Raw genomic sequence first — 26,853 nt, 5'->3', positions numbered from 1 at the left:
TAGATAATCTTTTCAGGCTCATGGATTCAAGAAAGTCACGGGACGGAGGGAGCCTGCACTCAATTATACAGTACAATTCCGGAACGGGCAATGGGACCAGCCGGCACAACGGCGGCCTGGGGAAACTTTCACCACTTTTTCAAACAGCCACTCTACGCTCCATCTGCACGGCGATACCTAACCGCTCCATGTCGGCCATCATCCGTTCCGGTTCGACGATGTGTGCCTGCAGCCACAGCCCCGGGCGTCTGGCTGATCGATCCAGGTATTGCAGCAGGCAGGCCACCATCGGGATGGCGGTGAACAGATAACCGTCGGGATGGGAGAGAGTGAGGTCGATGCGTTGTCGTTTGCCCGCACTCAGTCCCTCGGCTTCCAGTTTCAGAAGTGTCCCGTATGGCGGTCTTGAGAAGCGTCGCAGCCCCCATTCCATCACGTTGCCCACCGGCCGCGCCATCCGATCGGGCGACAGCTTGAGCAAGGGCAGCCCCACCGGCATGACGATCCAGTCGACAAACCAGTTAAAGCCGCCGACAAAAAAACCGGTTTCGTGCAGGGATGGGTAGCGTTCCGGCAGCGAACGCATTTCCTCCAGGAACATGGGCACGCAGTATTGCCGGTCGAAGGGGGGGCCGAAGTCCATGGTCAGCGGTTTCCACATGGACCACCAACTGGCCTTTCGCCACTCACCTTCCTTGAACTCCAGCAGTTCGAAGTCCAGAAATTCCGTCAACATCTCCTTCATGGTAGCAGGGCTGAACTCCAGGCCGCTCCAGTCGATCTTGATGACACTGCCCACCCTGGCGCTGTCGAGCTGGTCGAAACGGGGGGCGATGTAGCGCACCAGCGCCGCCGGCAGGCCGGGATGGAATCCGCCGTCGGTGATAAAACAACGGCCTTCCGCCTGGATTCGTTCCGCCATCCCCTGCAAGACACCCAGTTTCGCGGTGGCATACTGCACGTCGCAATAGTCGATGCCCGCGATCAGCGCGGCCGTGGCGACGTTCTCCACGTATTCGGCCGTGCTGGAGGCCACGACCACCAGACCAACGTCGGTCATGGCCTGGCGCAGGCTCTCTGCATTGGCAGCGTCGACAACAGCGGTCGCCGCCCGGTCACCGCCGAAACGGCTGTTGAGTGCAGCGGCCGCAATCTCGGCCTTCTCCTGGTTCCGCCCAGCCACCACCACCCGGTAATCTGTTTCCTGCAAGAGCAGTTCGGCGATAGGCCATCCCGTGTTGCCGTAACCGCCCAGGATGAGGATGTTCTGGAACTCTGTTGCTTTTGACAATGACATTGCGGGCACTCATCCTTTTTCACCAAGTGCAGTCCTTTTCAGGTGCCGTTGGTTGACGTGGAAATTTCGAACGCGGGCGGGTTCTCGATATGCTTCTTGACCGCGCACTGGCTGGCCGAGCGAATCACCGCCTTTTTGTACTTTTCCGGGAATTCCGCTGGAAGCTGGATATCGAGCTTGATCTTGGTGGTCAGGCGCGTGACGGGATCGGAATCCAGGCTTTGCACGATACGGACATTGTCGGTTGGGATGCCGCGCTGCTGGCAGAAGCCGAGCACGTAGATGCCGGCGCAGGTGCCGAGGGAGGCCAGGAAGGTAGCGAAAGGGGTGGGGGCTGAGGCAACAGGTGGTTGGTCAGTCACTATACTGAAGGGGCCAAAGTGGGCGTCGACGCGGGCGCCACCGGGGAAATCGATGATCATATTATCCATAAGGGGAGTCTCCTTGCATATTGGGTGTGAGATCGCAGGCGATCAGGGTATCGAAGATATTAGATGCAAGAAGTCCGTCCCGGGTAACAATACCATCATGCGCGCAATTGCCTTTTCAACCAGGCAAACGCCGATGCCTGCATCTCCAGGTCAAACTTGTGAGGTCCGGGATAAAACTCACCCTGGTAGGCGTCGGGATGGCCAGCCTGGCGATAATGTTCGGCCAGACGCTTGTCTGCTGCCCGCATTCCAGCCACAGGGAACAGCTCGTCGTGCAAATCGTACTGTACCAACAGGGGGGAGGGGGCGCGGCAGGCCACCAGGTCAGGCCAGTCGCCATAGCGCGCCCAACCGTCTGGGAAAAGCATCCAGGTGTGTGAGGCAATATGGCGATCCAGCAAAGCTTCATAGGTACTCATCATGCCCACCACTACGGCTGCCTTGATTTGATCGCAAGTCGCTTGCAGCAGCCCGGAACGACAGCCGCCGCCGGAAAGCCCAATACATCCAACTCGTTCTGCGATCACATCAGGGCGCGACTGCAGATAATTCACCGCAATCCGGTCTTCATGGCTGATGACGCCAGCATAGGTAGTGCCCAACTGGCGGCAATACTTTTCCACCAGGTGCTCATGCAGCGCAGCCGCCTCATCGTATTGAGACGCCTCACGTGAGGTCCCATAATTTCCCTGCCGCCAGGAGAGGCGCGAATCATCTGCAACAGTGACCGAATCCCTGAGTTCTTGAGGCATGGCCTGGAACGGGAAGCGGCGGCTGCCCCAGGTAAAGGTATCGTGTACCAGCACGACGAATCCGTCTTTGGCCAGAGCGTTTGCATATGGCCGCCCGCCGTATTCCAGGTCCCACAACGGAGCCAGGCTGGGCCTCACCGGCACCGGTCCGGCGGCGATTTTCTCTTTGCCGTAATACTTGATCCCGCTGTGGTCGTGCAGAGCAACAACGCCCGGAAGGGGGCCATCGGCATTGGCCGGTTTCAACAGCCATGCTTCGCTGCGCGGGCCATACCCGACCGACCAGGAGACCACTTCTCCGGCCACGCCGTCACGTTCCCAACGGGCTTCGATCTGCACATCTGCCGGGTTTTCAGAGAGGGAGGTGAATCCCAAGACATGGCGCACTTTTCGCTGGGTTTCGGGGCCATGTGGTATTCGTGAGTAGAGCGTTTGCTGTTCCTGGGCTTTTGCAACCCAATCGCTGTAGATTCCTAGATGTTGGTAATCGGCAGTCATGAACAACTCCACTGGAGAAGATTTTTCTTAGAAACTGTTTGAAAAGTCTTGTTCATGGGCTTGTTGGGTCTTCAAAGTGTGCTTCGCGGCATCAGGCGGGTTTCCAGGCCTGAATTGCAGCTTTCGAGCGGCCTGGGGAGACCTTCGACCCCTTTTCAAACAGCTACTTATGCAGTTTTTTGTAGCTTCGTAAATAAATCCCGGAAGATGGGATCGCGGTAAACAAAGGCGGCTGAACGAATGAGATGACGCGATCGGTCGAAACTCCAGGTGACCTGATCGGTGAGAATTGGGCTGTGGATAAGAGGCGCCGGCACCCAGGCAGAATCGATGAGATAAGCGATCGTAGCGATATCCCAGATTACCTTCGACCAGCCGAAATGATCGGTCTCATAGTTCCGAACAATATCGACCAGGTAATCACCGATGGCGCTGTGGCCTTGTAGATATCGCTCCAGCTCGGGAATGGTCGTTGCCAGGTGGGTGGTTACCCCCTCACAGGGGATGTGCACCAGCGGCACGCCACAGTCGAAAACCAATCTGGCTGCCGGAACATCCTGCCCCAGATTGTACTCTCTGGTATGTGGCCAGTGAAGCGCGTTCCCCCCCAACCAGACCACCACAATCCGTTCGATGATCCGGGGTTCCATCAAGATGGCAGAGGCTACATTGGTGATAGCGCCAATCGCCACCACGTAAAGCGGATCATCCTTTGGAGTGTTCATCGCGCGCGCCACCAGATCGATGGCAGCCGGGCTTTCCCGGGGCTGCAAGCCAGGTTTCAGGTATCCGGACGCCCCTTTGAAGACCCAACCATCCGGTGATATATGCAAAAGTTCCAGCAGCCGTAAAATTTCTTTATAGCTGAGTTCCATGCCCTCAGCGGGGCTGGTCGAGTGGTGGCTATAGGGTGCGGCATAGATCGCCTCTACTTTTACCCATTCCGGGGATCGCAGCGCATACACCAAAGCAAACTGGTCATCGACTTCGTTATAGGTGTCGGTATCCAACACCATGCGCACAACGTCAGCAGGTGGTTGCAGTCGTGCCACTCGTGTCGCGTCAGAAAGCGAGGGTGAATTTTCCATCGTACTCCTCCATATTTCAAGCAAACTATCTCTTCAGCCAGTATTTCCACAAACCCGGGGTTGAATCTGGTATCTCAATGACGTTTAATGTGCTGGAATAGAATTCTGTAGGACCCGCGCTGCCGATGATAGCATAGCCGTAGCCCTTCAGCTTCATGTCCAGCATGCAAGCCACCAGAAGCGCTTTTCCAATCCCCAGGTTTCGGTAAGAGTCATCTACCCCAATGGGACCGAAGTAACCCAATGCTGTGGCATCGTAACATGCAAATCCGAGCAAAACGCCTTGTTTTTGGGCGATAAAACAACTCAACGGAAAATTGGCAAGGGCAATATCGGTTTCACTCGCCCAGCCGTCAGAAAATTTGGCTCGCACCCAATCTACGATCAACTGCTTCTCAGGGCCGATGGGCTTGCGGATAATGTGACCGAGTCTGGCCTGATCGGCGATGAAGGTCCAGTCATTTTCCAGATCATACAACCTGACGAGCAAATCGGTCATCATAATGAACCAAGCCATTCGTGTTCGTTATTGTGGCTTTCGATGGCAGCCAACAGGATGCGACGGGCAGCCGTGTAATCAGCGGGATCGAGAGAATAGAGGCTCTCTGCATTTACCGTATCTACCTCTGCAAAATCCTGGATATCTCTGGTTCTCAGAATCAACCCGAAAGCCTCGCCGATCACAGTCTCGGCCTGGTCCGGGGGCAGTGATCGAGCTGCCAGCTTGATAAGTTCAAAATCCTGCACCGCGGTGCGCAGGGCTTCGTAGCGCAGGGTTTCAACCGGGAAACCATCCTTACCGGGCAGCACGAAGTACATATCCCCTGCCGGCCAGCCTGGGGCTCGCCAGCTTACCTGTTTCCACGGATCCGCTGGCCACAGGCAGAAACTCCAACGCAGGAATCCATCGAGCTTCAGGAAATAGGTCAGCCACCCGTGCAGTTGGCCTTCCACCAGGGGCGAATGGAGGAAGGTGTTGGGGATGGGCGGCTGGCAGCAGACATACCACAACAGGCGCCCTCCTTGTGCGCGCAGCCTTTCGCCGAGCCGGGCCGTCGCGTCCTGTTTATTCGCACCTTGTTGAGTTGAGTGTTACGATGCTGTGGAAGACCCTGGCTAATTGTCAATTGTCACTCGTGGTCTCCATTCAACCCCAGAATTCGAAGGGCATTCTTCCAGTAAACCTGTTCCAGAACTTGATTGGGCAAGTCGAGTTCATAGATCTGCCGGCGGCCCTGCCCTGGAATGTCGCCGGGTCCATAGTCGAAGTACTCACTTTTCAGACCACTGCGACCAATCCGCACCACTTCTGAATGGTCGGGGTCAAAAAACCGTATGGCATTTTCATTGCAAAAAGCTGTGCGAGCTTCATCAACGGTCTTTATAGAGCGTCAGGTATCAAGTGTATCCAAGATACCCCGGCGACATCGACCAACCGCTTATCTGCCGCCCACAGCTCACTGTGCAACGTCTTGGCCAGTGCCAGGTAGAAGCTATCGTAAGCGGCGGCGCGTTCTTGCTGCATCGTCCAGTCGAACGCCAATGTGACTTGGGCATCGTCGGGGGGAACTAATCGCACGCCGAGTTTCTGCGCCAGAGTCAATGCTTGCCACCCTTCATCGCTGGTGATTTGCCCGAAGTGTACCACGCTGTGCCTTTTGAAAATCTCCCGAATTCTATCCGGGCTGACATCAGTTATCATAGCGTATGTGGTCGCTAAACCGTGCATGGTGTGACGTGACCGGCGATTCGTGCCCTTGTCTTTCGCATCGTGTATCTTCAGGAGCAAACATGCCATGTCGTAGATGTCGCCGCGGTAAAGCACCTCTATGTCTTTCAGTGTTCCCATACCGATTTTCTCTTACATAACGGAACTCCCTGGCGCGCCATTAGGCGAGATGCGAGCGCAGCGAGCGTCTCGCCCAGTGACCTGGCTGAGCCGCCGGGGGGACGACACACAAGGTTGCTCAATCCACTCGACCTCGCATCCGAGACCTCTCCGAGCGCACCAATCCCCCGGTCGGCTCCAGACCGTGTGTGGCAGGGCACTGGAAGTTGGTGCGCCTGGCACCGAATAAAACTATGGCGAGGACAGCGCCTCTTGAACTGCTTCTGGGTGCTTGTTAGCAACTTGCAGTAGGGCACGGGCTGGTCCCACTGGCTTGCGCCTTCCCTGTTCCCAGTTCTGCAGTGTTGATAGGCTCACTCCGATCATCAGCGCAAACTCGCTTTGAGATTTGTGGAGCTTGTTTCTTATCTCCTTGATGTCGAGTGGCGAGAACTCAAACTGGCGTCCAGGCTGTAGCTCACCTCGCTTGATCTGACCTGCCTGTTTGATACTTTCTACCAGATTTTCAAAATCCTGTTCATTCATGCCAGCCATTCCTTCACTAGATCATGCAGAAGCTTGAGTTGATCCGGCGTCAAATCCTCTTTCCTGCTCTTTCGGTATGCCAACAGCATGTACGTGGTGTCGTTTGGCACATCCCAATGGTAGATGATTCGCAGTCCTCCCCGCTTGCCGGAACCAGGCATGCGCCAGCGTATTTTGCGCAAGCCACCTCCACCTGGGATGAGACGACCTGCATCAGGACGAAAGATCAGCACTTACTGAAGCTCGGAATAGCTTTCGTCGGAGACAAAGTCCTGGATCAGTTTCGTGAATAGCGGGGTTTCGATGAAAATCACACAAGGATTATACGTCAGTGGCGCACGATTGGCAAACCTACCTCAACCTTCCGCAGCTACCACAGCCTGACCATTGGGAGACAAAGCGACGGGTTATGCGGCGCCTTAGAGAAAGAATCGCCGACAGGGCGTGGGGCTATGACAAAGAGAGCGCTAAGGAACGTAACCTTTTGCAACTAGAGGAAGGTACAGGTGGTATACCGTATGCTCTGGCAGCGACAGGCAGATGGCGTAGCCGAAAAGTAACCGATCGTAGCTGGGATGCGTGTTCTTGACGTACACCCGCCACTCATCTCCTGAGTACGGGCCCGAGCTGCTGTAGATGATGAGGTCGTCCCGCGCCGCGAACCCTCCGCCGCTCACGAGCGTTCCGCTGCCACACGTCGGGACCGCGTACCCGGTGGTGCCGGCAGGTACGGAAGAAGACTGCATGATTCGCGCGGTCGTCCCGCCGCTGCCCGAGGGACACACGCCATAGGCATGGTGGGCACAACTGGCGATCCGCCGTTTCCTCTTACGCGGCGCAGCGCTGCATACAGATTCCCTCGACTGAAGATCGCTTCCCACAGTCCTTTACCTTCGTGTTGAGTCATTTCTCTCTCCATTCGATCCGGTGGCGGCCTTCGCCCAGAGCCCTTACCTCGCGCCTTCAGCGTTACTTCCACGCCCTGCCTGGTCCTGCCAGGTTTCGACTGCTCTACCGCCTCCCTTCTCCTTTCCACTCAACTCCTCTTCCGTTTAGCCCTTCGCCCTGTAGCTGGGTTTCCCCAACCGCCCTGGATGGTCGTTACTCCATCGACTACTATGGCCTCTGCTGACTTCTGATCCGCCCGCAGGCCAACCAGATCTCCCCGGATAAGGTTCGATAACTTTCGCCTGATCCTTGCTGCGTTTACGTGCAGCCGCTTTGATCCTTTGGGGCTTCACTGTCTCTTGCCAGCTCACCCGGCGCTCCACGCCTCTTACGCAGTTCTTTTCCATCAAGTCTAGGCTTCGTCTCCGGCTTCCTCTCCACGGTCGCTCACACTTGCGCAGTTGCCTTTGACTCGCGGTTCGTCGGATCAACGCCCGCAGAGAACTTTCACCTCCTAGCTATCGCCCATGCCGGGCGTACAAAAAAAGGCCGGAGTTTTTCGCTCCGGCCTTTTGATCCTGGTGATCGATTTCGTCAGTTGAGAACGGACGAGAGAATCACTTCCGTATCGGCGGTGGCATCGGCCATCACAGTCGCTACAGTGCCGCCGAACAGTTTGCTGATCAAGCCAGTATTCATGCGCGAGACTACCACTTGCCCATCACTGGTCTCGTAAACCGAGACTCGGCAGGGCATCATCGAGGTTACAATCCGCGCATCATCTTCCAGCAGCACTCGAGCAGCGTGATGCGGTTGGCAAAGTTCGATAACCGTCACGGGCGCCACATCGTAACCGGCCTTATTGACGGCCGTGCTGATTTCATGCGTCGCTGGTACTTTCCAACCCTGTTCAGCAGTAGCATCCAGCACTGCCTCGACGGTGTTTTCGTAGCTCAAAGGGCTGGCGTCTTCGACCATCATGATCCCCGGCGCCGCCACGAAGGCGACCACGCCCAGAACCACGACGCCGATCAGAAATCCGGCAATACCGGCCAACAGAGTCTTTTTGTCCATGTTTTTTTCTTTCTCCTGAGTGAAAATGTGATGTGTGATTATTTTCGGGGTTCCTGGCATTCCCTAACAGAAAAAGCACTGTCGCAGTGCTTGAAGGAACCGAATAATTTGATGCACTGCAATTCAAAAGGGTTACGAGCTGGAGTTGCGTTCAACCGAATTTTGGCAGCAATGAAAAAAACTCGACAATTCTCAGTTTGCGTGATATAATAAAAAACAAGCGAGCATTGGCTTTTCAGCCATCTCACGCAAATAGGAAGGAGTGTTTCACATGATAGAATTTCTTGTGGGAGCCGTGATAGCAGCGGTGGTAGCCGCAATTGTCCTCATAATTGTGGATAAGCTCAATCTCGGACTCTCGGTCGACGGTTTCGGAAGTGCGATCATTGCCGCAATCGTGATTGCCGTGGTCAGCGCTATCATAATGTGGTTGTTCAGTATTTTGGGTATTACCTTCGGAGGCGGGTTCTTGAGCGCAGTTGTCTTACTGATCATCTCGGCCGTCGTTCTGATGCTCAGTGGCAGCTTCCTCCCCGGGTTGGAAGTCAACGGTTTTGTTGGCGCCATTGTGGCGGCGATAGCAATTTCTGTCGTCTATTGGCTACTCGACTGGGTGCTCGGGCTTTTCGGTATAGGGGTCCCACCTCCCCCAGTATAAGGCGACGTCTTTGTATCTTCGCTGATGCTTGCTTCGTGGAATTGACATGGCAACATCTGAATGTGCTAAACGTTCGGATGTTGCTTTGTTTTTGGCGTGGATTCCCGTTGGATGAGGGCGAAGATCACGCGTCGTCCTTGATCTGTGTCAAGAGGGCCACAGCATAGGGCCCCAGCGCTAGCTCCCCGTCGAATCGGGAGCAGCGCAAATGATCGTAGGCGGGCCATGGCAATGGCAAACGCTGGTTCATCAGCTCATGGTTGAGGGCGATCCATATCTCCTGGCCGTCTGGCCTTACACGCCGGGCCACCTCGATGCCGGCGGGAGCCTTCCATTTGGAGCGTACCAGCGCAGTGCGGGCGATGTGTCCCATGAATTTTGCCTGAGAAGTCTCGTCGAGATAGGCGGCGAAATAGTAGACCATGCCACGGCCATGGGGGGTAACCGTGACCGCGGGTTGGCCATCCAGCCATCCGTTGGAGACCCCGAATCGCATGGACACAACCGACGAATCGTTGAGCAGTGTGATTCGTTCGGCCCAGATATGGGCCTTGCCGCTCACCAGATTGCCCTCCACAGGAATCGGTTTTTCCAGGGCGAAGTATTCCTCGACCTCCACCCCCGCCAGTTCCGTCAATCCCGCCGGTGGTCGCATGGGCAACAGGGCATTGTAGCGGTCCCTGATTCCAGTCCGAAGGGTCAGTACCAGATAACCACCCCGCTTGACATGCTGGCGCAGCCTTTCTGCACCTTCGGCGGTTACGATGGTCAACGCCGGTACGATCACCAGGCGGTAGTCGTCTAACTCGGCATCGGCCGACAGGATGTCGACGCCCACGTTGTGCGCTGCCAGCGGGCGATAATAGTGCAGCAGGTGTTCGACGTAGTCGAAATCCCGGTGGTGGGGTTGCCACTGCATAGACCAACGACTGTCGAAATCGTGCAGGATTGCCACCTGGGATTTGATCGTGGAGCCTGCCAGCAAATGGCCGACCTGGGAGAACTCATGGCCGATCCAGCGCACTTCATCATATAGAGGCCGGGGTTTCCCTGACTGATCAACCAGGGTTCCATGGAGTTGTTCCTGCCCGCCCAGGGCAGATCGCCACTGCCAGTAGAGTATGGCATCGGCGCCGTGGGCCACCGCGTGCCACGCCAGCAGACGGGTCTCAGCTCGATTGAGCGCCTTGTTGATTCCGCCCCAGTTCACGCTGCCCGGTTGGGTTTCCATCAACCAGAAGTTCTTGCGCTTGTAACCCCGCACCAGGTCGTGGGCTGCCCCGGACTCCCGGAAGTCGTTGTGCCCGGTGCTGACATACCAATCCCAGGATGCCAGGTCCAGATCCTCGCTCAGGATGTAATGGTCGTAGCCATCAAACCACTTCATGAAGTTGTGGGTCACCCAAATGCCATCGGGTAGATGAGGGCACAGGACAGCCAGTTGCACCTGCTGGAAACGCCGGTAGCTCTCCGTGATGAATTGCTGGAAAGCCAGGCGCAAGCCTGGATTATGATCCCCGATGGGCAGGGGAATCTGGAACCAGTCGCTGTAGGTCTGGCTCCAATAGCGGGTTGACCATCGCTCATTCAGTGCATCGAGGGTGTCAAAACGTTCCCGCAGGTAGTTTTGAAAAACCTGGCGGCAGTGGTCGCAGTAGCAAATGCGGCTATACTCATTGTCCAATTGCCAGCCGATGACCTGCGGATTGGCCCCGAAGTGGCGGCCCATGTTTTCAGCGATGCGAGCGGCTGCCCGGTGAAACTGTGGCGAGTTGACACAGTAATGGGTGCGATTGCCGAATTGAACCTGCTGGCCCCTGTCGTCGATGGGTAGAATGTCCGGGTAGCGGGAGATCAGCCAGGCGGGCGGCGCTGCTGTGGGCGTTCCCAGCACGGTGGCAATTCCATGATCTGCCAGCAGGGTGATGGCCCGGTCGAGCCAATCGAAGTCGAACTCTCCCTCGTCAGGCTCCAGGGTCGACCAGGCAAACTCCCCCAAACGAGCGACGCTGAATCCGGCCCGTTGCATCAGGGCAACATCTTCGGGCCAACGTTCCTCGGGCCAGTGTTCGGGGTAGTAGGCGGCGCCCAGGTGGAGCGGTTGCAGTTTGCGTTCAGTATCGTCGTTGTGTGCAGGATCCATCATCAGCGCCATTCTTTCACAGGATTTGGCAGAGAGTGCCAACTGATATTCTACCCCTTGGTTCCCGTGGTGGCAATTCCCCGTTTTCGTAACCCACTGAAAAGCATCAAGGCCCTGGAGGTTGCCGATCGCGTCCTGGGATTGCTGTTGGCCGCGCTGGCCATGGAGACGATCATCCGTGGCGCCGGCGAAAGTCATCTTGACAATGCTGCCATTGGGGCGTATTATTGTTGCTAGACTGACCGGTCAGTCTAGCAGTTTTTTCTCTTGGCGTCTCGAAGGAGAGTAACAATGGGTAGTCTGCTTATCCTCTTCGCTATCTGGATCATCATGGGCCTCGGCCTGGGCTACTACGCCACCAGCCTATTCAAGGGCGACCGTCCATACGGATTGAACGGCGATCTCATTGCCGGCGCGGCCACAGCCATCGTGGTGGGCTTGATGGATTGGTACATTGTGCCGACGCTGTTTCCCAACATGGGCCAACTGATGCTGTTCCTGGCGGCGATCATCGAACCATTATTGGGCGTATTGCTCGTGCTCTGGCTGATGCGCTACATCAAAAACAGATAGATTCAGATGACTTCGACAGCAGGAAAAAAGGAAGCGCGCATGGCCGCGCGCCGGGATCAGATCCTTCAGGCCGCCACCGTATGTTTCTCTCGCAAAGGCTATTACCTGACCACGATGGATGATATTGTGGCCGAGAGCGGCATGAGCAAGGGAAGCCTGTACTGGCACTACAAGAACAAGAAGGCCATCCTCATCTCAGTGGCGGAGTGGTACTTCAAGCAAATGGTGGGGGAGATGATGGGGGCGGCTCAGCAGGCTCCCACCGCGGCAGACCAAATCAAAACGCTCTTGGCTCTGTTTGTCGAGATCATGGATACCGAAGATGCGTTGATCAACGTCTTTATCGACTTCTATGCCGAGACGCGTCACGATGCCGAAGTCACCGAAGCGCTTCAGGAGATGATGATGCCTTTGGTCGACGCGATTGCCGCCATCGTCGAGCAAGGGGTGGCCAGCGGTGAATTCAAGCCAGTCAATGCCCGCAATGTCGCCATCACATTCATGGCCGCGGGAGATGGCTTGTTTTTATACAGACCAATCCTGGCTGATCAGTTCGATTGGCGCGGCGTGGCCGAATTCTTCTCCGAGATGTTCCTGGCTGGTCTCTGTGCAGAACCTGGGCGGGAGCCACAGCCATGAGTCTGGCAAAGACCTACGCCGTGATGATGAAGGAAACGCGTCACATCCTGCGCGACCGCACCACCTTCTTATTACTCCTGCTCATTCCGGTTATCCTGATGATCATCTTCGCCTATGCGCTGGCAGTTGACATCAAAGAGGTTCCCATCACGCTGCTCAACTACGACCGGGGCGTCTACTCACGGGATTATGTGACGATGCTCTCGAATAGCCAGGATTTGGTGGTGGGCCAACCGGCAGAGAGCTACGCCCAGATCGAGGACTGGTTCGACCGCAGTCTGGTCAAGGCCGTGATCGTCATCCCGCCAGAATTCTCCGAATCGCTCCAGGCGGGCCGGCCGACCGATATCCAGTTGCTGGTGGATGGAACCGACCCGGCAACAGCCGAGTTCGCCATGAACCACATCCTCAGCCGCAGCATGGTTTTTGGCTACGATGTGGCGATCGAGATACTCAGCAGACAGGCTGGGACAGGCGCTTTGGCGGCGATCAAGGAACCCATCGATCTCCGAGTCCGCACCTGGTACAACCCCAACCTCAGTAACCAGGTCGGCATCGTGCCCGCCCTCCTGGCCCTGGTGCTTAACCTGCCGGCGCTGGCCGTGATGACATCTCTGGTGCGGGAAAAGGAGCTGGGCACTTTGGAGGCTATCTTCGCCACTCCTCTAAGTCGGGGGGAGTTGTTGGTCGGCAAGATCATTCCCTATGTGTTTTTCAGCCTTATCAGCGCCATCTTGTGCGCCGCTGCTGCGGTCAGCATTTTCGACGTGCCTTTCCGCGGCAGTTTCCCGCTGTTCTTGTTTATGACGACCATCTTCTTCCTCGCCGCCTTCAGTATGGCTCTGCTCATCTCCATCTTTCTGCCCACACAGGCCGCCGCTGCCATTGGCGGATTACTTATCTTCATCTTCCCCGCCTTCTTTCTCAGCGGTATTTTTTTCCCGGTCTCCGCCTTTCCCGATATGGTCAGGATGGAGGCGTCTTTCATCCCCTCCACACCCTTTGTCGCCATCGTGCGGGGTTTGATGATCAAGGGCCAGGGATTGGACGCGCTATGGCCCCAGGCAGCGCTCATGTTGGGCGTCTTCGTGGTCATGACCCTGTTCTCCATTCTCTTGTTCAAGAAGAAGATAGGCTGAGGCATGATCCGCCGCACCTGGACGTTGATCGTCAAAGAGTTAATTCAGATCATTCGTCTGCCCATTCTGATTCTGTTTGTGGTATTTGGCCCTTTGGCGGAAATGTCGATGGTCGCCTGGTCCACAGCAGCCCCCATCGATCAGTTGCCCACCGCCGTTGTTGATCTGGACCGCAGCTCTGCCAGTCGAAGACTGTTGGCCAAATTGGCGACCACCGAGACATTTGACTTCACCCATTATTTAGATGACGTCAACGCCGTCAATGCTCTGGTGGAGAATGGCGATGTGGTCGGAGCCCTGATCATTCCGGTCGGGTATGGAGAAAAACTGAGCACACCTGCCGGCGAAACCGCCACCCTGGGCTTTATTCTGGATGGCTCCGATCCAATTGCGGCGCAGGCTGAATTGGCTGCCCTGGAAGGAACTGTGCAAAAGGAGGGCTTGGACATCCTGACCCAGTGGCTGGGGGGGAACGAGCTTGTCCTGTCCCTGGTACAGCCACGAACACGGGTGCGCTTCAACGAAGAACTAAAAAAATCGATTTACACCGTGCCTTCAGAGCTGGGATTGATTCTCTTTGCCATCGGCTTGATGCTGGCATCTGTCTCCATTGCCCGCGAGCGAGAACTGGGGACCCTGGAGCAGTTGATGGTGGGGCCGATTCGCCGTGTCGAATTGATCGTCGCCAAAGCCATTCCGCCTCTTATTTTGGCCTATACCAGCTTCATCCTGATGCTGCTGGTGGCCATGTTCGGCTTTGGCGTACCCATGCGCGGCTCGTGGGCACTGCTACTTGGCTCGGCCTCCATCTTCCTCTTCGTCGAACTCAGCATTGGCTTGATGATCTCGGCCCAGGCGCGCACCCAGATCCAGGGCATGCTGCTGGCCTTCATGTGGGTGATGATCGAATTCTTTTTCTCCGGTTATGGCGTGCCGGTGGAAAACATGCCCCCACTGCTTCAGGAGTTGGCCAACATCTTTCCCATTTACCATTTCATGATCATCTTCAGGGCTATTTTGCTCAAAGGCGTTGGTCTGGATGTGATCTGGCCGCAGATTCTGGCCGGATTAGCCATTGGCATCGTCGTCATCCCCACCGCGATCTGGTTCCTCGGTCGCCAGCAGTGGGACTGACTCAAATGTCCAACGAAAACGGCTTCATCATCGAAACAAAAGAGCTGGTCAGGAAGTTCGGCGACACAGTTGCCGTGGATGGCCTGAATCTGGCTATTGAGAAAGGGGAGTTGTTCGGTCTCGTCGGGCCCGATGGCGCCGGCAAAACGACCACCATCCGCATGCTGGTTGCCATCATGAACCCCACCAGCGGCAGCGCATCCGTCCTGGGTTACGACACGAAGAAAGAGAGTGAATCCATCAAGCCCTACATCGGCTACATGGCCCAGCAATTCAGCATGTACAACGACCTGAGCGTGATCGAAAACCTCAACTTCTTCGCCGATGTCTTTTCGGTGCGGGGCCAAGTGCGCCGCCAGCGCATCCAGAAGCTGTTGGCGTTCGCCCGCCTGACCGAATTCACCGACCGGCGGGCCGGACACCTGTCGGGCGGGATGAAGAAGAAGCTGGCCCTGGCATGCGCGCTCATCCACGAACCGGACATCCTCTACCTGGACGAGCCAACGACCGGCGTTGATCCTGTTTCCCGCCGCGAATTCTGGGACATCCTCACCGAGTTGCATATCCAGGGCGTCACGATTCTGGTCAGTACACCCTACATGGATGAAGCGGAGCGCTGCTCGCGCGTTGGATTGATGTTCAGAGGCCACCTGATCGAGTGCGACACACCTGCGGCCATCAAAAGTCTTCTTCCCGGCCAATTGCTGGAGTTCAAACCTGTTTCTGACTCGAGCCGCAGCGTTGGCATGTTACGGCAAGCGAAGGCGGTGGTCGAGCCCCTGTCCGGCGTGCTGGAGGTTCAGACCTACGGCGATCTGCTGCATGTTTTCGTCGATCAAGCGGCTACGCGCCAGAATGCCATTGTGGCGGCGCTGAACCAGGCGGGAATCGATGTTCGCAACATGCGCACCACCAAACCTCGCATGGAGCAAGCGTTCATCTCGCTGGTGCGGCGGGAAGAAGCACAGCGGCAGAGAGAAGAACAGGGGGAGGATGAATCATGACAGACTCTGGAGCGCTGGCTGTCGAGACGAAAGACCTCACCAAGAAATTCGGCGACTTTGTGGCGGTGGATCGTGTGAATCTGGCCAATCCCCGCGGCGAGATCTTCGGCTTCTTAGGCCCCAACGGCGCCGGGAAGACAACCACCATGCGCATGCTACTGGGTTTGCTGCGTCCCACCGAAGGCACTGCTTCCGTCCTGGGCTTTGACACCGTCCGCCAGATCGGTGAAATCAGGCAGCGTATCGGCTACATGAGCCAGAAATTCAGCCTCTACAACGACATGAAGGTTGAGGAGAATCTCAACTTCTTCGGCGGCATCTACGGCGTCAGCGGAAAACGGCTGCGCCAACGCAAAGAATACATCCTGCACATGGCCGGATTGGAGGGTCGCGAGCGGGAATTGACCAGGAATCTGTCTGGCGGCTGGAAACAACGCCTGGCCCTGGGCACGGCCATCATTCACTCACCCGACATGTTGTTTCTGGACGAGCCCACCGCAGGCGTGGATCCCATTTCCCGCCGCGCCTTCTGGGACCTGCTCTACGAGTTGGCCGAAGGGGGTACAACCCATTTCATCACCACCCACTACATGGATGAAGCGGAGCATTGCCAAAATCTGGCTTTCATCCAACGTGGGCGTCTGGTAGCCCAGGGATCACCGCAAGAAATCAAGGAAACCCGCATGCCCGGCGAGGTGTTGGAAATTGATTGCGCCACACCCGATAAGGCGATCCATATCTTGCGTGAGATGGACCTGTTTGCAGAAGTTGCATTGTACGGCGCTCAGATCCATGTCGTGACGACCCAAGACGCTGACGCCAAAGCGCAAAGCGAACGCATCGCCCAGGCCCTTGCTGACGAACAAATCCCGGTACAGTCGATCGATCGCATTGTCCCATCGTTGGAAGATGTTTTTATCGCCAGTGTTCGTTAGGAAGATTAATCCATGAAATCCAAACTCCTCCCCCTATTGATTTTGCTACTCATTATGGTCATCGCTGGCGCTGCCGGCTATTGGTACTTCTCGAATAACCCTGAAGAGTGGCAGCAGGTGTTGGTCGATTTCGGTCTGGAGGGCGTAGAGGTTCTGCAAACCGACGAGCAGAAAGAAGAACTGCTCCTGACTGCCTCCGGGTTTATCGAAGCCCACGAAGTTCCAATCGCTTCTGAAACCGGCGGACGTATCGAGCGCCTGGCCGTCGAAAAAGGAGATGCGGTGACGCAGGGGCAACCCGTGGTCTTTCTCGAAGACTCTGTTCTTGGCGCTCAGAAAGAACAGATCGAAGCGCGGATCGCTCTGGCCGAGGCCCAGTTGGATCAACTCGAGGCTGGGACGCCATCGGAAGCGATCGCTGTGGCTGAAGCCGCCATCGCCTCGGCCGAAGCCCAACGCGACGCTGCCGAACAGGCCTGGCAAGATGCCATTCTCCTGCGCGATACCCCCCAGCAAATGGAAGCGCAGATCGACGCTGCCAGCAGCCAGGTTCAGATTACCCGTCTCCAGATGGAGCAGGCCGCGTACCTGCGGGACGCCATCGACTTGCAGGAGGATGTCGCCAGAGAATATTGGGATCTATATCAAGAATATCCGATCGGGAACGACTACCAGGTCTCCGCCGATTGGAATCTGGCCACCATGGATCTCTGGCAAGGATACATCACCTGGGAAGGCGCTGAAGCCGCCCATGCATCGGCTGTGCGCAAGCTCGATACCCTGACACAACTGAAGGGGGAGCCGCTCCAGGCCCAATTGCTCGTTGCCCAGGCAGAGGCCAATTACCATGCCAAAGTCGCCGCAGTTGAGGTAGCACAAGCCAGGCTGGAGCAATTGGGCGCGCCTATTCCGGAAGCCCAAATCAGCGTTCTAGAAGCCCGCCGGGACCAGGCCCGCACGCAATTGGATACGCTGGCGACCCAGGCAAAAAAGTTCACTATCGGTTCGCCCATCGACGGCGTGGTCGTGAAGAAAACAGCCTATCAGGGTGAAGTCGCTATTCCCGGAATCGCCTTGTTGACTGTCGCTGACCTGGATGAGCTAAGGTTGACGGTATACGTGGCGGCGTCCGATTATGGTCGTCTACGAGAGGGGCAGAGGGTCGAGGTGACAGTGGACAGCCATCCCCAGGAGGTGTTCCAGGGGTTCATTACGCACATCAGCAACGAGGCCGAGTTTACTCCCAAAAACGTCCAAACCCAGGAGGAGCGCGTGAGCCTTGTCTATGCCATCAAGATCACCCTATCCAATGAATCCCACAAGCTCAAACCGGGCGTTCCGGCTGACGTCGTGTTTGTGGAAGCCGAGTCTCAATGAAGGTAGAATTGGATCATTCTGATGGAGAGCGCAGTCTCCATCAGAATCTAGCGAAGGAAGAAAAGCAGTGAAGAAGGCCCTTTTTTTGATAGCAATCCTTGCCATAGCCGCAGGCGGTTATTATTGGTACGCAAACTACTATGTCCAGGCCGATGCCGCGACCTCTCCAGTTGAACAGAAAATCGTTGGCTCCGGCGTCATCGAGGCCAAGACGGTTCTCATCACGTCGGAAACGGGCGGGCGTATCGTCGACGTCTTTGCGCTGGAAGGCACCGAAGTGGCGGCAGGTGATCTGCTGGTACAGCTCGACGACAGCCAACTGGAAGCGCAACGGGTCGAACTTGAGGCAGCCATCACGACAGCGCAAGAAAACCTGGTCGCGGCAAAGGCAATGCCCCAGCCGGCAGATATTGCCGTGGCCGTAGCCGAAGTGGCCCAGGCGCAAGCATTAAAGGACGGTGCTTACCAGATCTGGCAAGAGCTATTGCGTATGAAGGAAGAACCGCAGGACCTGCTCGTTCCGATCCGGGACCTTCAGGCGCAGATAATACAGGCGGAGAAGGCAATTGAATTCGCCGAGGTGGAACAACAAAGCGCCGTCATCCAGGAAGAAAACGCGGCCCGTGACCAGAGTTCATTTGGAAAACTCAACCACCAAATCATCCAAAAGCATCGCAAGGCTGCCGACGTCAGCGTTCAACTGGCCAATGCGAATCTGCAGGCGCTGCGAACCCAGTTGGCCCATCTCTGGGAACAATATAATAACCCCGTCGCTCTGCAAACTCAAGCCAATCAGGCCGAAGCCGAACACCGGATGGCCGAGACAGCTGTTGCACTGGCCAATGCGCAATTGGCCGCGGCGAAAAAGAGACCGAGGCCGGAGGACATCGCTGTGGCAGAGGCCTGGGTGCGAGTGGCCGAGAGCGGCCGGGTCTCTCTTGAAAATCAACGCGCCAACCTGGCTTTGACCTCTCCCCGCGCTGGTCTAATCAGCACCCGTGCGGCTGAACCTGGCGAAATTGCCGTTCCGGGTGCCATCCTGCTCAGTGTGGCCGATCTGGATCAAGTCACACTGCGAGTATTCATCCCTGAGACTTTGATCGGCAAAGTACAACTGGGACAAACCGCGCGTGTTACCGTCGATTCCGTCAAGCGGCCTTTTGAGGGGTTGGTGACCTTCATTGCCAATGAGGCTGAATTCACCCCACAGAATGTACAGATCGCAGAAGAGCGGGTTAACCTGGTTTTTGCGGTCGAAATCAGCCTCGAGAACCCCGGGCACACCCTCAAGCCAGGCATGCCGGCTGACGCTGAGTTTCTTCCGTAGCCAGATCACACTGTTCCAATTGTTTTGCCAACGGCTTCTTTTCCAATACAATGTGCTCAGAAGACGGCGGACCACGGACAGCAGACGGCTGATGGTGGTCGGTGAACGGTGGTCTTCCGGCGGCGGTCAGCGGTCTTCGGTCGGCAAGGATTGGCATAAAGCTGAGTAAGCGCTTAACTGGAGTTAGGCAGATCGTACCCAGCGCCTGCGGCTCTGCGCAGGTGTGTTAAGAGTGACCAAAGGGGATTGGATTCGGACTATCGCTCACTCAGCATGCTTTTCGACGAATGGATTTACAAGGCAGCGGGAACAGGAGCTGAGCATCCTGAGTAGGCATTGGCGACGAAGGAGCCAAAGCTGTATCGAAGGGTGCGGCCTGATGCAAGAGACTCTGATCACAGCATCCGGAGCAATGTAATAATGACAGGCAAATGGAGATACCTATGAGTCAACCCCGCATCCTCGAGGTAAGGAAAAGGATCCTCAGCAAAAACGATCAGCTCGCCCAGATCTTGCGAGAGGACTTTGCCCGCCAGGGCGTCTTTGTGGCCAATCTGGTGAGTAGCCCCGGCTCGGGAAAGACTGAATTGCTGCGCCGGACCATGGCAGAGCTGACCCCAGCTTATCGGCCCGCTGCCGTCACCGGCGATCTGGCCACCGAAAACGACGCCACCCGCCTGGCCGAAAGCGGTGCGCTGGCCAAACAGATTCTCACCGGCACCATGTGCCATCTGGAAGCCGATATGGTTGCCAATGCCATTGGCGATTGGGACCTGGCTGAGCTGGATTTTCTTTTCATCGAGAATGTGGGCAACCTGGTTTGTCCCGGCGACTTCGATCTGGGCGAGGATTTGCGCGTCATGCTGATCGCCACCACCGAAGGGGAAGACAAGCCCTTGAAATATCCCACCCTCATCAACACCGCCGATGTGGTCATCATCAACAAGATGGATCTGGCCGAGGCTGTGGAATGCGATGTGGCCCTGCTGGAACGCAATATCCAGCAGGTGCGGCCTGGGGCCCGGGTGTTCAGGGTCTCTGCCAAGACGGGAGAGGGCATGGAGGCCTGGCTCGATTTCCTGCGGGAGCAGTTGGAACGCAAGGCCACCATCGGGGACTGACCTGGTCGAGTTGGTTGATGGTCCGCCCTACCTGCGCCCTGGCCCCAGACCTTTGCGCCGGGCCACATCCATCGCCTGGGCGCGATCGACTACCTCCAGCTTGTTGAGGATGTTGGAGACGTGATTGCGCACCGTCTTCAGACTCACGACCAGGTAATCGGCGATCTCGACGTTGCTCTGCCCCCGGGCGATCAGATCCAGGATCTCTCGCTCCCGATCGGTAAGCTCGGGAAATGGGGGAGTGACGGTTGGATGGCTGAGTGCGGAGCAAGTACTGCGCCAGCCGCTGGGCGATGAAGGGCCCGAAGATGGCCTCACCACCGTGCACCGCGTGGATTGCGCGCAGGATATCCGCCTTATCGGCTCCCTTGAGGATATAGCCGCGGGCGCCGGCCTGCATGTATCGATCCTTCCTGCCGCACCGATCCCGTCGCGGCGGTAGTAGAACAGGTGGCCGTCACTCGCTGCGATGGAGTCCCACCCGCTGGAGAACGCACCGGCAAGATCCTGCGTTTTGACAAGGCTGCCATTCTTGAATTCAAAAACAGCACCGTTGCCGGTTTTACTGTCGTAGGCAAGCAGCCAGTGTTTCCAGGCTGGTGTTCCCGCTGTGGGTTGCCAAACCGCCACCATGTGCGAATACCCTGGGTCGATCTCAAAAACGTCACCCAGCCCTTGCCGAAATGAACTGGCTTCCTGGTAGGGTGTCATGGCTGCCAGGCCTTGCTGGGTGTCGTAGAAAAACAGGTAGCCAGGAAACGACTGAATGTGGGACCATCCATGTTTCAGTTGGATCTTTGGGCTGATGGTTCTGAAATCGCCGCTGGCAAGGCGGCCAATCACGGCATTTCCCGACTCCTTGCCGTAGAAGATCAACTCGTGCGGCGATACCTGCGTGATGGCTGTCCATCCAGGCGAAAAGCCCTTCAGGGTCTCCTTTCCCGGAAAAACGTCAAGCCGACCGAGATGCGCGATGCCCGCCAGGCGAGCGGTGCCCTTGACCGGGTCGTAGAAAAGAAGATTGTCCAGGGTCGAGGCGATCAGAGTCCAACCCTGGCCGAAATCCTTGAAGTCATCGGCCGACCATCCCTCTCTCAGCTTCCCATCACGAAATAGATCGGCCGTTCCACGACCGGTCGCTCTGTTGTAAAAGAAGAGTCCCATGTGAATTCCTCCGCTGTACAATGCTCAGCCTTTCCGATAACACGCAGTTCTTCCTGAGGATCTGTTCCGCTCCATCCTATCACCAACTCTGTCCCAAGATCAAGGGATTGATTCCCAACAACTCGGGAACTTAATCAAAATAATATGATTACAGTCTGTGTGCGACCATCGTACCAGGACACGTTTCGGCTCAAGAAATCCGGATTCGGTCTGACCGGTTTTTCGGCATTGCCAGCGGTGTCTAGCGGGCGGGTGGAGTGGGCCCGGGTTGTCAGCAGTGTCTATCGTGGAGAGAAAGGTTGTCGTGAGGAAACAGGCCAGGGGAGCCAAGAACTGTCAGAACCGGCACCGAACACTGTCGGCCAGACTTTTCTGTGCGGGAATGATCGGTGGTTCGGGAATCAGGCCGGGATTGGGATGCGACCTTGCCCGTCGATGGAGGTTGCCCTGCACCCCAACGCGGCATTGCGGAGTCAGGTTATCTCGCCAAGGTGGGTGGATGCCGGCGCGGGATCGCTTTTCAACCCACTTTCCCGCACCTTGCGGGTGCCCCACCACAGGCCAGTTCCAGCTACGAACACATCCCTGAGCCGAATGAGGATACCCAGGCTGAGACCGACAGCCGGGTTGACCCCCAATGCTCCCAGAACAAGCACCTGGCTGGCTTCCAGTGTGCCCAGGGCGCCGGGCACCGCCGCCAACAGGGCCAGGCGAGCGGCAGCCAGGGCAACCATAACATGAGGAACGCTCAGAGTCACTCCCAGGAGTCGCAAGGCCAGCCAGAATTCCGCGACCATGGCAATCCAGCTGAAGAGAGAGACACCCAGAGCCAGGAACAGAACCCCGGTCTGCTCACGGCAGAAGGTTACAACCTGCGTCTCGCTGGCCTGCATGCCATCCCTCGCTTGCCGATACCTGGGGCGCCAATTGTCTGGAAATGGCAGATGGTCAAGCAGACGCAGCGCACCAGTGAGCGGCGTCCGACCCCTCCAGATTGCCAGCAGATAAAGAACGGGCAGCGCCAGAAGCGCCAGCGCAACCAGCCCGGCCAGGAGTCCCGTGCTCGCTGAAATGACGCCAAACCGCAGTATGACCGCCACGCTGATCGCCAGAAAGGCAAAATTGACCAGGAGTTCCAACGATTTGTCCAGGGTTACCGAAGCAACTGCTGTGGTCCTTGGCACCTGGTTGTGTTTTTCCGGCAGGGCGACCTGCAACGGCTCGCCGCCGAACTGGGGTCCAGGGGTGAAGTAGCTGATGCCGAATGCGCCCAACCGGTAGCCCGTCAGGGACAGGTAGGGAATCCGGTGGCCCAGGGCGCGCAGTATCAGCCACCAGCGCCCACTGAGAGTCACCAGAATAAGGACGTTGAGCAGAATGAGAGCCAATAGCAGGCGTGCGTCGAGACCTGCCAGAATCTGCCAGGCTTCCTGCAGGGAAACGGTGCGAGCCAGCCAATACAGGATAATCGGCACCACCAGCCAGGGCAGCACCCGTGCCAGCAGGCTACGCCAGCGTGGAGACATGTCAGTCCTGCTCCCGACTGCCGGCAGGTTTGGTCAGCAGGTAGTCTTCCGGCGCCGTCAACAGCGAGTAGGCGCCTGTGCCGATATGCAGGATGGTGATCAGGGCAGCCAACAGCAGGCCGTTTTGCCAGGTCAACCCAGTGTTTGAGAAGGATAGCACCGTGGGGATCAACAGAAACAGCGAGGCTAACCTGCCCAAAACACCCAGGGCAAGCATCAACAGGGCCAGAAGACCTAACCCGGCAAAAAACGGCTGCGTCGCCGTCATTGAGTAGAGCAGGGACGCAGCCGTAACCACTGCAACCAGCCGCGCCAGCGGCGCCAGCCAGCGATTCACAGTGGTCGCTGCCAACTTCATAGCCTCTTTATAGCCGGAAGAATCCGGGTTGATCCTTCCACTGACTACCAGCCAATCGCGGCCGAAGCTCAGGGTAAGAGGAATGGCGAAGAAAATGGCGGCAAAGCGACTGGTGGCCGGATCGATGATGGGCCACAGGACAACGGCAACAAAACTCACCTGGAGCGCGGCGACGATCCGCCGGTGGCTGCTGGGGGTCAGGTCGTGAACGGGATATCCCCGACGCCGTCGCCATCCTATTCCAGCCAGGAAGAGATAGCGGTAAAGGCCAGCCAGCAGGTACCAGAGGGGGAGTTGCCCATACCAGATGGCGACGCTGATGGCGATCAGGAATCCGAGAGAGTCGAACTCGATATCCAGGGTTTCCCCCAAAACCGTGGCCCGATCGCCCAGCCGGGCCACCAAACCATCGACGAAATCGAGGGCAGCAGCCAATGTGTAGATCAATGCAGGTAACCAGAGCAGCCAGCCCGTCGGATCGGGCACAACGATAAAACCGGCCAGAAATGCAAAGGCCAGCCCTCGAGCCAGCGTGATTCCATTGGCCGCGCCCAGTGTTGGGAAGAGGGTTGCCTCGCCGGGACGATGATTGTCAGGCAAACCATGCCAGAGAATCCACAGTTCGCAGGCGATGGTCGCCGAAACCAGCAGTGCCCAGCGAAACGCCGTGGCGGGACTCGTCGTTCCGAGAACCAACCCGAATCCCGGGACGATCGCGAGCACAAAAAGGGTGGCCACGGCCAGCCAACGGCGTCGCAGATTGTCCAATATTCTGTTGTGGGTATGAGAATCTGTCGACATGTCATTCAGCCTGGAGGGGAACCTGAAGCTGTTCAGCCTGAAATCCAGATCCTTGCCCTTCTGGTTGACATTATTTTAGCATGGGCGTCAAGTGGGAAATCAACAGACAGTCTCCATCGATCTGATCGACCGTCGCACGGTTCCAATCAGGGATGATGCCAGGAGCAGTGCCATCAGGATCGCCCAGCCGACGACCATGTTGAGGGCGAATCGGATACCAGCTTCCTCCATCCAAAGCTCGTTTTGGCCTATCCAGTAGGTGGCATTGACCACCTCCGTGGCCAGGAAGGCGATAGTCAGCCCGGCCAGCAGCGCCCAAACCGGCCATTTTGGCACGAGGTAGGTGGCCTCGACAAGCCCGATATCCTCCATGTGTGCCCAGATCCAGCGATTGAGCAACCACATCTGTCCCCAGGTGACCGTCAGGATCAAGCCCACGTAGGGAAACGACCAACGCGGAAAGCCCTTTAGCCAGGCTACTGCGATGCCGGCCAGCAGGATACCGTAGCAGATAAGAAAGGTCGCGCTGAACGACCAGCCGAGGATTTCGTGAAGGACCGGGTGAAGACTGAAGGCAGCGATGGGCAGGACGGCCGCCAGCGCAGCCGCCAGCATACCCAGGGGTAGTTTTGGACCCCTTTTTGACGGCTGAGTCGGACGAGCGGCCAGCCACCCTGCCAGCAGCAGCCAGGCGAAACCGAGGCCGTACACGATCAATCGGGAGTCGTGGATGTGCAAAAAGGCGAAGGGCATGGCCGGCGGCATGGAACGCATGCCCAACAGCAGGGGCAACATCAGCACCAACGGCAGTCCCAGGAGTACCAGTACCAGCAGGACAGATGACGCGGCTTCCGGCCAGCGTTTGCGGGTTGTTGTGGTTGCCAGCAACAGGATTGAGCCAAACAGGTATAGGCCCAGCCCTCCGTAGACAAGCACCTGATAGGGGAAATAATCTCCGGACGGCCAATGGCCTGTCATCCACCAGAATGAGGCCAGGTTGCCCACAACCATGAGGGTGAAACCGATAGCTGCCAGCCGGTAGCCCCAAAGCCCCTGATTGTCTCCTTGCCGGCCCAAGTGGCGCAGCTTCCAGATCAGCGCCGGCCCCAGGATGAGGGCGGCAGTGCCCAGAAAATGGGGGGCAAAGCGGTGAACGAAGTCCAGGGTCGTCGGTGGAGTCAACCAATGAGCCGGTGTGCCCTCAGGCAGGACCTTGAGATAGGTCTGGGCGTAGGCGTAGGGCAGGCCGATCAACAGGTTCATGCCCAGGGCCAGCCAGATGGCAATACCGGGATTGTTCAGACGCACGCTGGCCGCCGCCGTCAGTGCTGCCAGAAGCCAGGCTGCGATGGTGAGCCAGGTACGCAGTGGCGACGGCACGAATTCCAGGACAGGCGTCCACAGTATGGCAACCAGGGGCAGTACGGCCATCAGCGCCATGAAACGATCGCGGCGGATCAGCAGGTAGAAGAACAAACCGAGCACCAGCGGCAGGGCGATGTAAAGATAAGCCTGGTCCAGGCTTACCCGCCGCGCGAAGGACGCTTCCTGAAGGAATATGATGGGCGCCATAAGGATGGGGATGATCGCGTAGAGATACCAGCTGGCCGACCAGAGGGGCCAGCCCTCGCGGCGGGCCTTGAGCAGCCCGACCAGAAGTACGGCCACCATGCCCAACACCGTTACTCCTGTGAAGATGGGCGCCAACCGCTGCAAGCCAGGTGACAGTTGACCGCGGATGGCGGGCAGGCTTGTCAATCCAATGAGCAGCGCCAGCAGTAAGTGGGGCAATCCGGCCAGCAGAGAGTCTCGCCAGGATCCCTGCTTGAAATCGTCCGGAGATTCGCTATCCGTCCCGTCGCCACTTTCCCGTTGATCCGTTTCGGCCATCGGGAGCTCCTGAGTACTGAGGGATTGCCTACGCTCTTGAAGGAGAGCTCTCGGCAGGTCGTGCAGTTCACGCAGAAAAATGATTGGCAACGACAACCTGCCGTTCCCAACGGTGTTGCAGACCAATGTCGCGAAGGTGTCTGCCATCTCTTGCTCGAACTCAGCCCGAAAGGGTCGTGGATAGAATCGCAGCAGCACGATGTACACGGAGATAGCGAGGCGTGCAGGCAAGCTCACATCAGCGCTCCTGCCGGGCGTTGATCGGCGGCGGCGACCAGGGCCTGGAGCCGGTTTATTTCCGCCGATAGGAGTCGTCGCCCCAGGTCAGTCAACGCGTAGGACTTGCGTTCACGCCCGTTTTCCGAATCCTCCGGCTGCTCGCTGCGGGCAATCCATCCCTGTTCCAGGAGGCGTTTGAGGACACCGTACAGTGTGCCGGTGCTCAGATTGACCCGACCTTCGCTCAGGGTCTGCACCTCTTTCATGATAGCGTAGCCATGTTTGGGTTTCGGCGTGAGACACAGCATGATGAAGTAGGTCGCCTCGGTGAGAGGCAAGCTTTTTTGGATGTCAACTGAAGACGCCATGGCATTGTCCAATATGTCGTGTGGGGATATGTCGTATAACGACATATTAGCATAGATTTGATCCCGTGTCAATAC

Annotated in this window: 28 protein-coding genes; 11 read left to right on the top strand and 17 right to left on the bottom strand. The window is 57.2% G+C overall.

The window, feature by feature from the left end; genetic code table 11:
* Positions 1–139 precede the first annotated feature (139 nt).
* The 11 genes from U9R25_13605 to U9R25_13555 form a co-directional block, all read right to left on the bottom strand.
* Positions 140–1,297: a saccharopine dehydrogenase NADP-binding domain-containing protein gene (locus tag U9R25_13605; protein ID MEA3336942.1), complete on the bottom strand. Its 1,158-nt coding sequence runs from the start codon at positions 1,295–1,297 to the stop codon at positions 140–142.
* 38 nt (positions 1,298–1,335) lie between these two features.
* Positions 1,336–1,728: an OsmC family protein gene (locus U9R25_13600; protein MEA3336941.1), complete on the bottom strand. Its 393-nt coding sequence runs from the start codon at positions 1,726–1,728 to the stop codon at positions 1,336–1,338.
* Between the two features lie 95 nt (positions 1,729–1,823).
* A complete protein-coding gene (locus U9R25_13595) occupies positions 1,824–2,978 on the bottom strand; it encodes an acetylesterase (protein ID MEA3336940.1) in 1,155 nt (384 codons plus the stop codon).
* A 167-nt stretch (positions 2,979–3,145) separates the two neighbouring features.
* Entirely contained in the window at positions 3,146–4,066 is a 921-nt protein-coding gene (locus U9R25_13590) for a nucleoside hydrolase (GenBank protein MEA3336939.1), read from the bottom strand.
* Between the two features lie 25 nt (positions 4,067–4,091).
* Positions 4,092–4,583, bottom strand: coding sequence for a GNAT family N-acetyltransferase (locus tag U9R25_13585; GenBank protein ID MEA3336938.1), 492 nt, complete (start codon positions 4,581–4,583; stop codon positions 4,092–4,094).
* The gene (locus tag U9R25_13580; GenBank protein MEA3336937.1) at positions 4,565–5,077 is read right to left on the bottom strand and encodes a DUF4091 domain-containing protein; all 513 of its coding nucleotides are present in this window, start codon (positions 5,075–5,077) and stop codon (positions 4,565–4,567) included. Before U9R25_13580 ends, U9R25_13585 begins: the two co-directional genes overlap by 19 nt.
* A gap of 119 nt (positions 5,078–5,196) precedes the next feature.
* Complete coding sequence (locus U9R25_13575) at positions 5,197–5,370, bottom strand: hypothetical protein (protein MEA3336936.1); 174 nt, start codon at positions 5,368–5,370, stop codon at positions 5,197–5,199.
* 77 nt (positions 5,371–5,447) lie between these two features.
* A complete protein-coding gene (locus U9R25_13570; GenBank protein ID MEA3336935.1) occupies positions 5,448–5,915 on the bottom strand; it encodes a type II toxin-antitoxin system VapC family toxin in 468 nt (155 codons plus the stop codon).
* A gap of 231 nt (positions 5,916–6,146) precedes the next feature.
* Entirely contained in the window at positions 6,147–6,440 is a 294-nt protein-coding gene (gene nadS / locus U9R25_13565; protein MEA3336934.1) for a NadS family protein, read from the bottom strand.
* Positions 6,437–6,622: a hypothetical protein gene (locus tag U9R25_13560; GenBank protein ID MEA3336933.1), complete on the bottom strand. Its 186-nt coding sequence runs from the start codon at positions 6,620–6,622 to the stop codon at positions 6,437–6,439. The genes nadS and U9R25_13560 overlap by 4 nt, the downstream gene beginning before the upstream one ends.
* A 1,300-nt stretch (positions 6,623–7,922) precedes the next feature.
* Complete coding sequence (locus tag U9R25_13555) at positions 7,923–8,402, bottom strand: DUF302 domain-containing protein (GenBank protein ID MEA3336932.1); 480 nt, start codon at positions 8,400–8,402, stop codon at positions 7,923–7,925.
* Between the two features lie 271 nt (positions 8,403–8,673).
* Between U9R25_13555 and U9R25_13550 the strand changes: the two genes are divergently transcribed.
* The gene (locus tag U9R25_13550; protein MEA3336931.1) at positions 8,674–9,060 is read left to right on the top strand and encodes a phage holin family protein; all 387 of its coding nucleotides are present in this window, start codon (positions 8,674–8,676) and stop codon (positions 9,058–9,060) included.
* A 124-nt stretch (positions 9,061–9,184) separates the two neighbouring features.
* Here the strand turns inward: U9R25_13550 and U9R25_13545 are convergent, their stop codons facing one another.
* Complete coding sequence (locus tag U9R25_13545; GenBank protein MEA3336930.1) at positions 9,185–11,206, bottom strand: beta-galactosidase; 2,022 nt, start codon at positions 11,204–11,206, stop codon at positions 9,185–9,187.
* 66 nt (positions 11,207–11,272) lie between these two features.
* On the opposite strand from U9R25_13545, the gene U9R25_13540 reads away from it, so the two are divergent.
* The 10 genes from U9R25_13540 (at position 11,273) to hypB (ending at position 20,452) form a co-directional block, all read left to right on the top strand.
* Entirely contained in the window at positions 11,273–11,440 is a 168-nt protein-coding gene (locus U9R25_13540) for a hypothetical protein (protein ID MEA3336929.1), read from the top strand.
* A 54-nt stretch (positions 11,441–11,494) separates the two neighbouring features.
* Entirely contained in the window at positions 11,495–11,776 is a 282-nt protein-coding gene (locus tag U9R25_13535; protein MEA3336928.1) for a hypothetical protein, read from the top strand.
* Positions 11,777–11,782: 6 nt separating this feature from the next.
* Positions 11,783–12,415: a TetR/AcrR family transcriptional regulator gene (locus U9R25_13530; GenBank protein ID MEA3336927.1), complete on the top strand. Its 633-nt coding sequence runs from the start codon at positions 11,783–11,785 to the stop codon at positions 12,413–12,415.
* The gene (locus U9R25_13525; GenBank protein ID MEA3336926.1) at positions 12,412–13,554 is read left to right on the top strand and encodes an ABC transporter permease; all 1,143 of its coding nucleotides are present in this window, start codon (positions 12,412–12,414) and stop codon (positions 13,552–13,554) included. Before U9R25_13530 ends, U9R25_13525 begins: the two co-directional genes overlap by 4 nt.
* 3 nt (positions 13,555–13,557) lie before the next feature.
* On the top strand, positions 13,558–14,688 hold the full coding sequence (locus U9R25_13520) for an ABC transporter permease (GenBank protein ID MEA3336925.1): 1,131 nt from the start codon (positions 13,558–13,560) through the stop codon (positions 14,686–14,688).
* A 5-nt stretch (positions 14,689–14,693) separates the two neighbouring features.
* Complete coding sequence (locus U9R25_13515; GenBank protein ID MEA3336924.1) at positions 14,694–15,692, top strand: ABC transporter ATP-binding protein; 999 nt, start codon at positions 14,694–14,696, stop codon at positions 15,690–15,692.
* The gene (locus tag U9R25_13510) at positions 15,689–16,627 is read left to right on the top strand and encodes an ABC transporter ATP-binding protein (protein MEA3336923.1); all 939 of its coding nucleotides are present in this window, start codon (positions 15,689–15,691) and stop codon (positions 16,625–16,627) included. The genes U9R25_13515 and U9R25_13510 overlap by 4 nt, the downstream gene beginning before the upstream one ends.
* 12 nt (positions 16,628–16,639) lie before the next feature.
* A complete protein-coding gene (locus tag U9R25_13505) occupies positions 16,640–18,004 on the top strand; it encodes an efflux RND transporter periplasmic adaptor subunit (protein MEA3336922.1) in 1,365 nt (454 codons plus the stop codon).
* Positions 18,005–18,071: 67 nt separating this feature from the next.
* Positions 18,072–19,331, top strand: a complete 1,260-nt coding sequence (locus U9R25_13500) for an efflux RND transporter periplasmic adaptor subunit (GenBank protein ID MEA3336921.1) — start codon at positions 18,072–18,074, stop codon at positions 19,329–19,331.
* A gap of 443 nt (positions 19,332–19,774) precedes the next feature.
* Positions 19,775–20,452: a hydrogenase nickel incorporation protein HypB gene (gene hypB, locus U9R25_13495; GenBank protein MEA3336920.1), complete on the top strand. Its 678-nt coding sequence runs from the start codon at positions 19,775–19,777 to the stop codon at positions 20,450–20,452.
* Between the two features lie 27 nt (positions 20,453–20,479).
* Here the strand turns inward: hypB and U9R25_13490 are convergent, their stop codons facing one another.
* The 5 genes from U9R25_13490 to U9R25_13470 all read right to left on the bottom strand — a co-directional run bounded on the left by U9R25_13490 (position 20,480) and on the right by U9R25_13470 (position 26,778).
* Positions 20,480–21,616 carry a response regulator transcription factor gene (locus U9R25_13490; protein ID MEA3336919.1) on the bottom strand — a complete coding sequence of 379 codons (1,137 nt, stop codon included), beginning with the start codon at positions 21,614–21,616 and terminating at the stop codon, positions 20,480–20,482.
* Between the two features lie 473 nt (positions 21,617–22,089).
* Positions 22,090–23,142 (bottom strand): lysylphosphatidylglycerol synthase transmembrane domain-containing protein, encoded by a 1,053-nt coding sequence (locus U9R25_13485; GenBank protein ID MEA3336918.1) that lies wholly within the window; start codon positions 23,140–23,142, stop codon positions 22,090–22,092.
* Between the two features lies 1 nt (position 23,143).
* The gene (locus U9R25_13480) at positions 23,144–24,301 is read right to left on the bottom strand and encodes a CDP-alcohol phosphatidyltransferase family protein (GenBank protein MEA3336917.1); all 1,158 of its coding nucleotides are present in this window, start codon (positions 24,299–24,301) and stop codon (positions 23,144–23,146) included.
* 99 nt (positions 24,302–24,400) lie between these two features.
* Positions 24,401–26,191: a hypothetical protein gene (locus U9R25_13475; GenBank protein MEA3336916.1), complete on the bottom strand. Its 1,791-nt coding sequence runs from the start codon at positions 26,189–26,191 to the stop codon at positions 24,401–24,403.
* 233 nt (positions 26,192–26,424) lie between these two features.
* Positions 26,425–26,778, bottom strand: a complete 354-nt coding sequence (locus U9R25_13470; protein MEA3336915.1) for a helix-turn-helix transcriptional regulator — start codon at positions 26,776–26,778, stop codon at positions 26,425–26,427.
* Between the last annotated feature and the right edge of the window lie 75 nt (positions 26,779–26,853).

The organism is Chloroflexota bacterium (assembly GCA_034717495.1).
In the GTDB taxonomy this organism is placed as follows: Bacteria; Chloroflexota; Anaerolineae; order JAAEKA01; family JAAEKA01; genus JAYELL01.
This window is presented reverse-complemented; position numbering and strand designations above follow the sequence as displayed.